This is a genomic window from Intrasporangium sp. (genome assembly GCF_039812505.1).
Classification (GTDB): Bacteria; Actinomycetota; Actinomycetes; order Actinomycetales; family Dermatophilaceae; genus Intrasporangium_A.
The window spans coordinates 15,091-27,872 of sequence record NZ_JBDIAQ010000032.1 but is presented as its reverse complement, the minus strand read 5'-3'; the positions used below and the strand labels follow the sequence as shown (position 1 = coordinate 27,872).

At 65.9% G+C, this 12,782-nt stretch carries 11 protein-coding genes and 1 pseudogene; 1 reads left to right on the top strand and 11 read right to left on the bottom strand.

All coding sequences use genetic code 11. From position 1 onward, the window contains the following. Positions 1–363: pseudogene (locus WMI84_RS06645) on the top strand (GDP-mannose 4,6-dehydratase); the annotation flags it as partial. A gap of 150 nt (positions 364–513) precedes the next feature. On the opposite strand, the gene WMI84_RS06640 reads toward WMI84_RS06645, so the two are convergent. The 11 genes from WMI84_RS06640 to WMI84_RS06590 all read right to left on the bottom strand — a co-directional run bounded on the left by WMI84_RS06640 (position 514) and on the right by WMI84_RS06590 (position 12,764). Continuing rightward, positions 514–999 (bottom strand): acyltransferase, encoded by a 486-nt coding sequence (locus WMI84_RS06640; protein ID WP_347351514.1) that lies wholly within the window; start codon positions 997–999, stop codon positions 514–516. A gap of 22 nt (positions 1,000–1,021) precedes the next feature. Then, complete coding sequence (locus WMI84_RS06635; protein ID WP_347351513.1) at positions 1,022–2,233, bottom strand: lipopolysaccharide biosynthesis protein; 1,212 nt, start codon at positions 2,231–2,233, stop codon at positions 1,022–1,024. A 17-nt stretch (positions 2,234–2,250) separates the two neighbouring features. Then, positions 2,251–3,609: an O-antigen polysaccharide polymerase Wzy gene (wzy, locus tag WMI84_RS06630; protein ID WP_347351511.1), complete on the bottom strand. Its 1,359-nt coding sequence runs from the start codon at positions 3,607–3,609 to the stop codon at positions 2,251–2,253. Between the two features lie 62 nt (positions 3,610–3,671). Then, entirely contained in the window at positions 3,672–4,778 is a 1,107-nt protein-coding gene (locus WMI84_RS06625) for a glycosyltransferase (RefSeq protein ID WP_347351509.1), read from the bottom strand. After that, entirely contained in the window at positions 4,775–5,500 is a 726-nt protein-coding gene (locus WMI84_RS06620; protein ID WP_347351508.1) for a glycosyltransferase family 4 protein, read from the bottom strand. The genes WMI84_RS06625 and WMI84_RS06620 overlap by 4 nt, the downstream gene beginning before the upstream one ends. Positions 5,501–5,918: 418 nt before the next feature. Further along, on the bottom strand, positions 5,919–7,076 hold the full coding sequence (locus WMI84_RS06615; RefSeq protein ID WP_347351506.1) for a glycosyltransferase family 4 protein: 1,158 nt from the start codon (positions 7,074–7,076) through the stop codon (positions 5,919–5,921). A gap of 152 nt (positions 7,077–7,228) precedes the next feature. Next, positions 7,229–7,906: a sugar transferase gene (locus WMI84_RS06610; protein ID WP_347351504.1), complete on the bottom strand. Its 678-nt coding sequence runs from the start codon at positions 7,904–7,906 to the stop codon at positions 7,229–7,231. Beyond that, positions 7,893–9,047 carry an aminotransferase class I/II-fold pyridoxal phosphate-dependent enzyme gene (locus WMI84_RS06605; RefSeq protein ID WP_347351502.1) on the bottom strand — a complete coding sequence of 385 codons (1,155 nt, stop codon included), beginning with the start codon at positions 9,045–9,047 and terminating at the stop codon, positions 7,893–7,895. Before WMI84_RS06605 ends, WMI84_RS06610 begins: the two co-directional genes overlap by 14 nt. Beyond that, on the bottom strand, positions 9,044–10,351 hold the full coding sequence (gene tviB / locus WMI84_RS06600; protein ID WP_347351500.1) for a Vi polysaccharide biosynthesis UDP-N-acetylglucosamine C-6 dehydrogenase TviB: 1,308 nt from the start codon (positions 10,349–10,351) through the stop codon (positions 9,044–9,046). Before tviB ends, WMI84_RS06605 begins: the two co-directional genes overlap by 4 nt. After that, positions 10,348–10,986, bottom strand: a complete 639-nt coding sequence (locus WMI84_RS06595) for an acetyltransferase (RefSeq protein ID WP_347351498.1) — start codon at positions 10,984–10,986, stop codon at positions 10,348–10,350. The genes tviB and WMI84_RS06595 overlap by 4 nt, the downstream gene beginning before the upstream one ends. Then, entirely contained in the window at positions 10,983–12,764 is a 1,782-nt protein-coding gene (locus tag WMI84_RS06590; protein ID WP_347351497.1) for a polysaccharide biosynthesis protein, read from the bottom strand. The genes WMI84_RS06595 and WMI84_RS06590 overlap by 4 nt, the downstream gene beginning before the upstream one ends. Positions 12,765–12,782: the final 18 nt, after the last annotated feature.

Genomic DNA, 12,782 nt, shown 5'->3' with positions numbered 1-12,782 from the left:
CTGCGCGGGGCGCCGCTGCCGGTGCAGGGCGACGGGGAGCAGACCCGCGACTTCACCTACGTCGGCACGGTGACCCGAGTCATCGCCGATGCGGTCATGCGTAGGGTCACCGACCTCGACCCCGTCAACCTTGCCTTCGGCACCCGCACCTCGCTCAACGGCTTGATCAGCAAGCTCGCCGACGTGCTCGATGCCCGTCCCGAGGTCATTCACCTGCCGCCGCGCGCGGGCGACGTGCGCGACTCGCAGGCCGACACAGCGCGGCTGCGCCGTCACTTCCCCGACGTGACGCCGGTTGCGCTCGGCGAGGGGCTTCGCGTGACGGTCGACTGGTTCCGCAGCCTGCCGGACTATCAGGGGTAGCCGTGCCCGCGCTGGATGCGACTCGAGCGGGCCGCTTCTCTTGGCTGCAAACAGTCCAGTACGCCACGGATAAGAGGAACAAGAACACGATGTGAGATTCCCCCCGAACCGATGAGGCATCGACGCAGGCGCCACCCCTGCCCAAAAGGGTCACGCATTCCTCGTGTACACGACCCTTGCGGGTGCACCGACTACGACCGCTCCTGGCGGGACATCGCGAACAACGACTGACCCTGCCCCCACTGCCGCCCCCCGGCCGATCGTCACACCTCCGAGGATGATTGAGCCGGCACCGATGAACACATCGTCTCCCACGACGATCGGCCGGTTCGTGCCGCGAATCTCGCTGAAAGTCTGGTGATCAGCGGGGACCGGATGGTCATTCGTGATGAACATGCAACGCGGCCCCATCTTTAGGCGACGGCCCAGCGTGATCCTCTCGGCTCCCGTGAACAGGGTTCCCGCGCCGATTCCGGCTCCGTCGAGGACGACGAGGTGCCTGCTCAGTTTCACGTCGGGAGCGATCCGGGCCGAGCGCTCCACCGAGGCACAGATCGAGTTGGCGAGTCGGGCCCGGAGACGGTGACCGCCGGGGAGCATCGTGTGGAGCCGTCGGGCGAAGCCGTCGTATGCCACGATTGCTACGAAACGCATGATCTCAGACCGGGACGACAACGTCGGCCCCCTTTCTGTCGGCGCGGAGGCGTGTGACGAACAGAACACCGCTGTATGCGACATAGAGCAATAGGGAGGCGCGGACGGCACCGGTGAGCCCGGCTGCCTCTACGAGGACCAGGTAAACCGGGACCGCAAGAATAACAAGTGTCAGCGTCGCTCCGGCCACCAGCGGCACCCGATGGAGACCCAAGAGCAAACGAGCGTCCATAAGCGCGAGGCCCATGAAGAGTTCCGCGATGAGGAGCAGCCGCGCAAGTGGTACCGCCTCCGCGTACGCATCACCGAACAGGATTGAAACTACATGAGGGACAAGGGACCAGCCCACAACCACTACCGCAGCCTGGATAACAAGCGCGAGGCGGTAAGTCCGCCTGCTGGTGCGTGTGACAGCGCCGGCGGCCGCGGTCTGGACGAACAGCAGTTGCCCTACAGCTGAAGACGTGATGCGCGATGTCTCGGCTATGGTCGCCGCAACGGCGTACACACCGCTGGCCGTAGCACCGAGAACACTCACGATGACCAACCTGTCAAGTCGCTGTACCACAAGAAGACCGACGCTGTAGCCAACGGCTGGTACGCCGAGGCGCACGAGCGCACGCACGGTTGCCCACGCCAAACCTGGTCGTGGTATCGGCTCATCGGCTACGCCCCAAGCCCCTAGGGCGGCCTGTACCGCTGAGCCCAATGCAGCGCAGATGAGCGCAGTAAGCAAAGTCGCATGGCCAGTGATCACGGCGAAGCCGAACAAGACACACTGGAAAAGGACGCCGATGGCCAGGAAGAGGATCGAACGTCCTGCGCAGCCATAGGCCTGCAGAAGCTCTGACGACTGGCGTGCGGCGACGAGAAAAGCTGCAACGAGAGCACTAAGGACCATCTCAGCCGCTCCGACTCCAGGCAGGTCGAAGAACAGGCATGTCACCGGCGAAATGATGGCTGCAACGAGCATCATCAATACTGAGGCACCGAGGAAAGCTGAGATGTCCTCCGCCTTGGGACGCGGGCGCGCTCGCAGACGGACGCTAACGCCTGTCCCGAGGGTGAGAACCACGCTCAGAAGTGCGCCCACCGTAACGATCGTGGTCAGGGCTCCTTGACCGGCGGGGCCAAGGTATCGCGCTAGCAGGACTCCGAGGGCCGCGGCGAGAAGCGCGTTGAGGACTGCGGGTGTGCTGACGGAGAAGAACCCCATCAGGCCGGGGTTACGCCTCACCGGCGGCCTTTTGCATGGTGCTGCAACGTCGCTGGCAGGGCCGAGGAACGTCTTACAGGAGTTCGGCGCAAATTTGCCGCCACCCGGATCATGAGCACTATCCCAACGGCCACACCAACCTCGAAAGGAACTGGCGTGAAGTCATTGCGGACCCACAGCAGCAGGACGAACGCCAGGGTACCAACCAGAGCGTTGCGCAGCGGTGTCGTGTCGAGGGAGTCCAGGCGGGCCACGAGCACACCAATAGCTACGAGGACGATGACGATGCCGACCACGCCGCCGGCATGGAAGGCCTCCGCGGCGGGTGAGCCTCCGATTGGCCCGACGCGGCGGCTGACCATGGAGCTGAAGACCGCTGGGTCATCGGCAGTCGGGGTGATCTCGCCGCCGAGGATCCGCCCGACGAGCAAGCGCCGGAACGGCGCAAGGTAGGTGTCGATGCCGACATATGGCTCAAGGTAGAGCTCGTGCCAATCTACGGAGACGACAAGCGGTCGGATCGAGTAGCCCAACTCTGTGATGCCATCGAACGGTCGGAACGAGGCAAGGTCGAAACCGCTGCCAAATCCGACTTGGCGGATCACTCGAACGGCAGCTCCCAGCCCCAGCCCGCCAACGAAGGCGAAGGCCATCCAAGGTCGCAAGGAGATCGGGCGCCGCCGGGCGGCTACGACGAGGTAGGCCGCCAACGGGATGAGTACCTCGCCTCGGAGGCCGAGCATGAACGCAGGCGCGGACCACACTGCAAAGATGACAAGGCCGGCACGTCGGGCTGTCCGGGACGGACCCGCCGAGAGAGTCGACATCCCGAGACCCATCATGAGGTAGGCGGTCGGCATACTCGTTGACGCCGTAGACTCGAGGAACGCCGCATAGGAACCGGAGAGCACCGCCCCACTAGCCAAGACGTTGTAGATCCACAGCAGACAACCTGCGGACAGCAGGAGGAGACCGATCTGCCCGACGCTGCGGAGGCGCAGCCACACCTGCGTCTCCTCGATCCGGGACTCTTGATGCCGCGGGTTGAACCCGACGAGATACCCGACCAGCAGGGCGCTCGTGGCAACCGTGACCAGCAAGGATGCAGACGTGAACCCATCGCTGAGGATCCACTGGATGTCCCGCTCGTTGAAGACGCTCGGGGAGGCGCCCAGCGCTGTCGGGACGAGGAGCCCGACATGGAAAAGGACGAACAGGGCCCCATAGACTGGACCGAGCGAGAAGGGGCGACGCCGATTTAGGCGGAAGAGCGACGCCATGGCGAGGACTGATGTGGCCAGAGCCAAGCGTGCTGCAAATTCGCGTGATGTCTGCCCACTGTCGCGTACAACGAAGGCGACCATGCCGAGAGTCATGAACACGAGGCCCCAAACGAGTCTCCCCGCAGGGCCTCGATTGCGTGTTATTTGATGCGCTTTCATGCTGAGCCACGGTAGAGCCGGCGATGGATCGCGTTTGCGGCCTCCTGCGTGAACACACTGCTGGCAAAACCCTTGCGAATGGCATCGCGACGTTCGGAGTCGCTGGCCGCACGGGCCTGCTCGGTGACTGCGGTGGCCCAGATGTCGTCAGGCTCGGCAAGGGGCACCGCTAGGACTCCAGGCACCTGACTCGCGATGAATCGCACTCCCGGGAGGTCGGACGCGACGACGGGCGTCCCAACCGCGAGCGATTCGAGGACGACCCCCGGCAAGCCCTCGCGGATGCTGGGCAGGAGCACGACATCTGCTTGGCGCATCAGAGCATGTGCGTCCCGGCGTGCACCGAGGTGATGGACCACGCTTTCGAGCGCGGCAGCGCCGGTGATAGATCCGACGTCGGCGGAGTCCGCTCCCACCCCGCCCACGAATGCAAGGTGGGCATCTTGCCCAGATGCGCGCATCGCAGCGAGGACGGCGACTGCCCGGACCCGGTTCTTTTCCGGGCTCGGACGCCCCACGTGGAGGACAACTGTGGACGCTGGGCCGACCCCTATCTCGTCACGCAGGTTCGTCATTCCGTGGTCGTCCAGGACACGCACGCCGTTGACGATGACCCGCGCTCGCGGGTCGCGCTCCCAAGAAGGCGAGTAGCCTCCGATGAGAGAGGACGGACTGACGCCAACGATGTCGGTGGCGCAGACACTGATCAGGAGTCGCATCACCCCCCGCTGGAGTCGTCGCCGTACCGTGTCACTGTGGCCGTCCCCATCGCTCCTGAAGTGCGCGATCCGCACAGGAACCTGGGCCATGGTCGCGCCCAAGAGCAAGGCGCCGGAAAACGTGGCAACGTGGCTGTCGACGGCGAATGGGCGTAGCCGACGCAGCAGTTGCAGATATCGGATCGGGAAGCAGGTGTCGAGTCGGATCGGGTGGATTTCTCCCCCGAGACTCCGAATCTCATCGTCGAGAACGCCAGCCTCTCCGGAGAGCGTCAGGAAGTGAAAGTCGACCCCCTGCGGCGCGAGGTCTCGAAGGAGATCGATGGTTCTCAATTCGGCACCACCGATGTTCATCGCCCCGAACACGTGCAGAACGGTGGTCACGTTGGGTCCTCAAGGAGTTCGGTCACTGCGGCGACGAAAGCCGCGTCGCCTAGCGCGGTGGCTTCGAGCAAGTGCGCTGCCCGCGCGAGGTTATCGGCACTGATCTCGCTCCACGAGAACTGCGACGACATGAGGAGCTCGAGTCCGAGCGCGAGGTCCGCGACGTCGCGCGGGCGTCTCAGCCACGGTTCGCCGAGCAACTCAGACACGCCGCCAACATCGGTTGCAACCGCGGGGAGTCCTTCGGACATCGCTTCGATAAGAGCTCTGGGCATGCCCTCGGTCCAAGACGCTAAGGCAAATGCGTCCGCTTCAGCGTAGGCGTCGTTCAAGGCCTTCCCCGTCAGGTGCCCCAAGAACTTGACAGGGGCTCCCCGAGAGTCAGCCTCCGCCTCTATAGAAGCCTTCAGCCGCCCCGTGCCTGCAACGAGAAGTGTGATGTCGGCTCCGGTCTGCCTAACTTGCTCCACCGCGTCCAGGAGATCGGGGACGCCCTTGTAGGGCCGGTCCATGCTCGCCACGGTGAGCAGGCGCACCGAGCCCGTTGGGCGAGATCGCGGCTGCGTCGCCACCCTCCCTTGCCGCACGCCGGAGGCTGCGAAACTGCGCGTTCTAGGGCCCGCTGGATAGACCTGTTGAAGCGCGCAAGTAGTGACATAGCGAGCCACGTCAGCATGTCGCACCACCCACCGGCTCCCTCGGTGAAGGAGGCTGCGAGCCATTGCTCCACGCCAACCCGGGACAACGTCGGCCGCCAGCGACTCGCGCGCATTGCCCACGACAACCGCGACGAGACGACGCCGCCGAAGTCGGGCCAGGCATCCGCCGAGGACCCCCACGATTCCCGGCAAGTAGACGACAACGACGCGGTGTCGACCGACCTGCGCCCAGACACCTCGTATCACCGAGACAAACGAAGCCGGGCCTGACCAGGGTAAGCCCACCCCGCGCGCACCGGGCAGAAGTGGCGCGTAGGCCCCTAGCTTTAGAGGCATCGGCGGCGCTCCGACCCGAGCCACAACCGTGCACGGCACTGCGCGGGCCAAAGACTCGAGGTGGCCGAGCGTGGCCCGGCCAACGAGCTCACCACCCGGGGTCAAAGCACATTGCTGTTCCGTCAGAGCCACCACGGCGGAATGGTCAGCCAAGAACTTGCTCCACGACTCGGGCGGAGCACGTCTCCACATTGAAGTTGCTAAGCATGTGCGCGCGTGCGAGAACGCCACGTCGTGCGAGCGCCCCGGACTTCTTCTCGGCAGCCGCTTTGCGCAGGGCGTCCGCAAGCGCCGCCACGTCACCGGCAGGCACGATCCAGCCTCCGTCTGGTGGCACAGTCTCCGGCAGGGCTCCGGCATTTGACACGATAGAGGGCACCTGCATTGCGCTCGCCTCCAATGCCGCGCCATGGTTCTCGCTCAGGGAAGGTGACACGGACACGTCGGCCCCTCTGTAGAAGGGACGGACGTCGTCCACCTTTTCGATCCACTCGATCGTCGGATCATCAGCGATCCGGTACCGACGCAGGAGACATTGCCGGTATTCCTCGCCAGCCTCGTCGAAGCCCGACCCAACGAGCAGGAGCCGCGCATCAGGATGGTCCTGACGGATTCGGCTCCACGCCTCCAGCAATACATCGTGGCCTTTGATGCCGATCCCCGGGAATACCGCAGACTTGGGTGCATACACATAGGCCACCATGACGGCAACGAGACCATCCGTGTGGCGCTCGCGTGCTAGGCCGTACTCCAACGCCAGTGTCTGCGATCGGGAGGACGCAGGACGCGCAAACTTTACAAGATCGACCCCATAAGGCACCGCAACTAGGCGGTCAGTTGGCATACCCAGATCCCGGTACAGCGACGCTGTGTACTCCGAACCTGCGATGAGCCGCGTGTCGAGGCGCATGAGAACGCGTTCGACGGTACGAATCCCTCGACTCTCAAGGTAGAGCGGACCGGCGACCATGTGGACGCGTCGCAGTCCGGTGCCCAAAGTCGACAATCTCGCCGCGATGGCGCTAGCGTACAGGTGATAGAAGACGACGTCCGCACGTGTCGCGCGAATCACGTGCCGGAGCCGGGCCAATCCCATGACGGTGCCCGGCCGCAGGCCGAACGTGAAGTCGAAGGGGGCTTCAACGACGGGCATCCCTTCGGCGTCGAGCGCTCGTCGCAATCGACCGTCGCCCGCCGGCAGGACAGCAGTCACCTGGGCTCCCGCAGAGCGCAAAGCCCGCAACTGCGGGAGCACCCACGTCCCGCCCTCGTTTGTCTTGAGCACCAAGGTCACACGGGTCACGAGGTAGTCCTGTCGGGGTGGTGTCGGTCGAGCAAAGGCTTCCTGACATAGCCCAGAACTGAGATGCTGCCGGAGCCTTGAGCATTTAGGATGCACTTCCCGTCAATCTCCGTGACATACCTCCTGTAAAGGTTCATCCGCGAATCTGCCACTTAACAGGCACCTATTTCACAACAACTCTGGGCTCCTTCTTCCATCACGCGCGCCAGCGTGCCGACGAATCCCCCCACCGTGACATAACCTGCAGCGTTGATACCTTCCCGCAGCAAGACGGATTTTGCGGTTCGGAGCAGGACTTCTAGGTCAACGGAAAGGCGCCGATTCTGGACATACTTGATGTCCAAGGTGAACTTGTCCTCCCAAGTCAGGGCGTTACGGCCGTTGATCTGGGCAAGACCAGTGATGCCGGGTCGGACCTCGTGACGGCGCGCCTGCTCAGGGCTGTAGAGGGGTAGGTACTCCACGAGCAGGGGGCGTGGGCCGACGAGGCTCATGTCGCCCTTCAACACGTTCCACAGGGAGGGCAACTCGTCGAGGCTGGTCGAGCGCAGGAACTGGCCGAAGCGGGTCAGGCGCTCAGCGTCGGTGACGTGGGTGGCGTCCGGGAGGCGCATGGTGCGGAACTTGACCAGCTCGAAGATGACCTCGTCCTTGCCCGGCCGTTGCTGCCGGAAGAGGACGGGCCGTCCGTGCACGACGAGCACGGTGACGGCGGTGACGATCTGGATCGGGGCGGTCAGGACAAGCCCGACGGCCGCGACGGTTACGTCAATGCCGCGCTTGACGGTGTCATAGCGGAGCCGCCCGCGTCGCTTGTCACGCGGTCGCACGGGTGTCCTCGATCAGCGGGGTGATGGTGTCGTGGACCCGAGCCATGTCCTGCTCGTCAAGGACGGACCCGCTCGGCAGAGACAGGCCAGTCGCGAAGAGCCGCTCGCTCGTCCCGCTGACGACGGACCGGACCTGGGCGAAGACGGGCTGCAGATGCATAGGCTTCCACAGTGGGCGGGCCTCGATGTCGGCTCGCGCCAGCACCGCGATTAGCTCGTCCCGGGTGAAACCGGCAACAGGCGGGTCTACCAGGATGGATGTAAGCCAGAAGTTGTCCCGGGTCGTCCCGTCGTCGGTGACCGCCGGCTCACCGAAGAGGGTTACCCCGGGCACGGTCGCGAACAGGTGGCGGTAGCCGTCCCGATGGGCGCGACGACGCTCGATCATCTCGACGAGCCGGGCCAGTTGCGCCCGGCCGAGCGCGGCGAGCAGGTTCGAGAGACGGTAGTTGAAGCCGACCTCGACGTGCTCGTAGTGGGGCACCGGTTGACGCGCCTGGGTCGCCAGGTAGCGGGCCCGGTCGGCGATCACCGGGTCATCGGTCAGCAGCGCTCCCCCACCGGAGGTCGTCATCACCTTGTTGCCGTTGAACGACACGGCCGCGGCCTGACCGAACCCGGCCGACGCGCGCCCGCCCCGGGTCGCGCCGAGCGACTCGGCGGCATCCGAGAGCACCGGCACCCGGTGCTCGGCGGCGACCTGACCGATCCGCTCGTGGTCGGCGACCTTGCCGAACAGGTCGACCGGCACGACCGCCGCCACCCGCGGCCCAATCTCGGGATCGGCCATCACCTGCGCCAGCAGGTCCGGATCCAGGTTGCCGGTCTGGTCGCAGTCGACGAATACCGGCTCTGCGCCGGCATACACGATCGCGTTCGCGGTCGCCGCGAACGTCATCGTCGAGGTCACGACCAGATCGCCCGGCCCCACCCCGAGACACAGCAACCCCAGATGCAGCGCGGCCGTGCCCGAGGACAGCGCGACCACGTGCGAGCGCCCCGTGTAGGCGCCGAGCTCCGCCTCGAACGCGTCCACCTCTGGCCCGAGCGGGGCGACCCAGCCAGACCGTATGGCGCGCAGCAGCGCCCGCTCCTCCGCATCCGTGACGTCCGGTGACGACAGATGGATCCGCCCGCTCATAGCCGCAGATCCGACTCGGTGCGGCTCAGCACATACTTCAGGTCATAGAGGACGTGGCCGTCGGGTCGGCCCCACGACCGGAGCCGCTGCACGCCGAGCTCGGCGAACTGGCGATGCGCCACGGCGAGGACGACCGCGTCATACGTGCCCTGCTCGGGGTCGGTGACCAGGTCGAACCCGTGCGCCCGGTGGACCTCCTCCGGCTCGGCCCATGGGTCCATCACCTGGACGGTGATGTCGTAGTCGGACAGCTCGTCGATGATGTCGATAACCCGGGAGTTGCGCAGGTCCGGCGTGTTCTCCTTGAAGGTCAGCCCGAGCACCAGCACCCGGGCGCCCTGCACCCGGATGCCCTGCTTGGTCATCTGCTTGACCAGCTGCGCGGCGATATAACCGCCCATCCCGTCATTCAGGCGTCGCCCGGCCAGGATGATCTCCGGGTGGTAGCCGACCGCCTGCGCCTTCTGGGTCAGGTAGTACGGGTCGACCCCGATGCAGTGCCCGCCGACCAGGCCCGGCCGGAAGCCCAGGAAGTTCCACTTCGACCCGGCCGCCAGCAGCACGTCCTCGGTGTCGATGCCCAACTTGTTGAACAGCATCGCCAGCTCGTTGACCAGGGCGATGTTAACGTCACGCTGCGTGTTCTCGATGACCTTGGCCGCCTCGGCCACCTTGATCGACGGCGCCCGGTGGGTGCCGGCCGTCACGACAAGCCGATACAGCGCATCCACGAAGTCCGCTGCCTCAGGGGTCGAGCCCGAGGTCACCTTCACGATCGAGACGACGCGGTGCTCCTTGTCGCCGGGGTTGATCCGCTCCGGGCTGTAGCCCACAAAGAAGTCTTCGTTGAAGGTCAGCCCGGACACCGCCTCCAGCACCGGCACGCACCGCTCCTCGGTCGCGCCCGGATAGACCGTCGACTCATAGATCACCACGTCCCCACGCCGCAGCGCCCGGCCGATCGCGGTCGTGGCCGACAGCACCAGCGACAGGTCGGGCTGCTTGAACTCGTCGACAGGCGTCGGGGTCGTCACTACATAGACGTTCGCGCCGGCCAGGTCGCGCTCGTCGTCGGTGAACCGCAGCCGGGTTGCCGCGGCCAGCTCGGCCCCGGTGACCTCGAGAGTGTGGTCATGCCCGTCGCGCAGTTCCTTGACCCGTCGCTCGTTGATGTCGAAGCCGACTACGTCGACGTGCTGGCCGAACTCGACCGCGAGCGGCAGCCCGACATAGCCGAGCCCGACGACGGCGAGCCGCACCCCGTTCGGCACCTCCGGGATTGGCGGATGGATCCGATCGTTCATCTGGCTGGGACTCCCTTGACGACTGTTTCAGTGGGGACGTCTTTGACAACACACGCGCCTGCGCCGACGCTGCAACCCTGACCGAGTGACCTGTATTGAAGGACCACCGACCCCGCTCCGATCATGGCTCGGTCGCCGACTCGCACCCCACCGGACAGTGCGGCCAGCGGGTTCACGGTCACATAGTCACCGAGCACGGAGTCATGCCCGACGGTCGCGTTTTGGTTGATGTGCGTATGGCGGCCCACGTGGACGTTCGTGGTCATTCGCGAGCCTGGCCACAGGACCGAGCCCTCGCCCACCTCTCCCTGGGTTCCGATGCTCGCGGTCGGATGCACCAGCGTGGCCGCTGCTCGGCCTCGGCTGGACAGCTCCTCGTCAAGCCGCTGCCTGACATCACCTGAGCCGATTCCGATGACGTAGTGAATGTCTCGTGCGGCAGCGTGCAGCCAGGCCGATCCGCCGAGCACCGCGGAACCCCGGGCCTTGACCAGGGCAACGTTGGTCGGGTCCGGCGCGTCATCGAGATAGCCGCAGAAGTCCCACGCCGGGGATGCGTCGTTGATCGCCTCGATGATGTCGTGAACCTCTCTGCCGTGCCCCCCGCAGCCGATGACGACAATGGGCCGGGTCACCCTGCCACCGCTTGGTGGTGCACGGCTGTGGTGGCCTCCCCGCCCATCCACGCCGCAGCGGCGTGGTGGCTCAGGAAGGATGTTGAGGTGACCTGCGTCGTCGAGATCGGAGGAACGCCGACGCTATCGACGAGCGGGTGCTCAGTCTTGCGACGGCCCTCCTCCTGTGCAAAGAGCTCCTCGCCGAGATTCTCGCCGTCGCGCAGGTCGGTGAAGGTGATCTCGATGTCGTGGCGGCCACTCATCCGGATCATCGTCTCGGCGACGTCGACGATCTTGACCTGGTCCTCCATCTCGGGGACCATCACCTCGCCCTCGCGGCCGATGGTCGCGGCCTCGAGGACGAGCCGGCACGCCTCGGGGATGAGCATGAAGTAGCGCTTCACAGCCGGATGGGTCACCGTCACCGGGTCCCCGCGCTCGATCTGCTCGCGGAAGAGGTGGACCACCGATCCGCGCAAGCCGAGGATGTTGCCGAGCCGGACGGACACGTATCGTCCGTGGTCGCACGCGGCGAAGCCGGCGGTGAGCCGCTTGGCGACGCGCTTGCTGTAGCCGAGGACCGAGGTCGGGTTCGCCGCCTTGTCCGTCGAGATGTTGACGAAGACCTCGACGCCGACCCGGGCTGCCGCCTCGAGGACGTTGAGCGTGCCGAGGACGTTGTTCTTCCAGGCCTCGAGCGGGTATGCCTCAAGAAGCGGGAGGTGCTTCAGCGCCGCGGCGTGGAAGACGATCTCGGGCCGGGTGCATTCGAAGATATGGGTGAGGGCCTCGGTGTCGCGGATGTTGGCCAGCACGATGTCGTCGCTTTCGAGCAGGCCGTGCCCGGTCATGCTCAGCTGGGTCGCCTGCAGGCCGGACTCGTCGCGGTCGAGCATGATGAGCCGCCCCGGCTCGAACTGCGCGATCTGCCGGCACAGCTCGGAGCCGAACGAGCCACCCGCGCTGGTGACGAGGATCCGCTTGCCGGTCAACTGCCGCTTGATCATCGAGGTGTCCAGGTGGACGGGCTTGCGGCGCAGGTCGCCCGGCGTGGGCCGACCCCCGATGATCTCGCGCGGCGGCGGGAGGATGAGAGCCTCCAGGCAGGCCTCTGAGGCCCGCTCGGACAGGTCACGCAGGAGCGCCGAGTCCGCGTTGGGCAGGGCGATGATCCGGGTGTCGGCCTCGGTCCGCATCGCCACTGCGGCGAGGTTCTGACGAGTGCCGAGCCGCCGGTAGCCCTCGATGCGCTGCTTGCTCCGGTCGTCTTCGAACAGGCCGACCGGGGTGATCTTGCTGGACTCGTCATGGATGACGTTGTGCAGCAGACGGCGCCCGGCGCCATCGGAGCCGAAGATCAATGCTCGTCGCTCGCCCGCCCGCTCTCTCGTCCGGTGCGCCCGGTAGGTGCGCACGGCGAACCGCAGAGCGAACATGACGATCAGGGCGGAGGCGCCGGCGGTCGGTCCCGTCCCGCGCGGGATCATGCCCTCGTGGAAGAGCGACCAGGCGAACAGCCCGATCGAGTTGAGCAGCACCGTGACGGTGAGGGCCAGGACCTCGTCGAAGGAACGCCGGATGTGGCCGGCCGCGTAGGGTCCGACCAGGTGGCCGATGACGAGGTGGGCGACGAAGGCGACGGCGGCAGCCAGGGCCAAGCCGGTGGAGAACACCCCGACGGAGAACCCGAGGAGGATGAGGCGCGTCACGTAGATGGCCAGCACCCACACGACCGCGTCGACGATTGCCCAGACGAAACCCATGACGCGGGCGCGCCGGTGACTCCCCTGAACCACTGCCCTCCTCGTTTCCCA

Coding starts and splice junctions, on each gene's coding strand:
- WMI84_RS06635 (WP_347351513.1), bottom strand. CDS start 2,233: ATGGGGTTCTTCTCCGTCAGCACACCCGCAGTCCTCAACGCGCTTCTC.
- wzy (WP_347351511.1), bottom strand. CDS start 3,609: ATGACTCTCGGCATGGTCGCCTTCGTTGTACGCGACAGTGGGCAGACA.
- tviB (WP_347351500.1), bottom strand. CDS start 10,351: ATGAACGATCGGATCCATCCGCCAATCCCGGAGGTGCCGAACGGGGTG.
- WMI84_RS06605 (WP_347351502.1), bottom strand. CDS start 9,047: ATGAGCGGGCGGATCCATCTGTCGTCACCGGACGTCACGGATGCGGAG.
- WMI84_RS06620 (WP_347351508.1), bottom strand. CDS start 5,500: ATGGCTCGCAGCCTCCTTCACCGAGGGAGCCGGTGGGTGGTGCGACAT.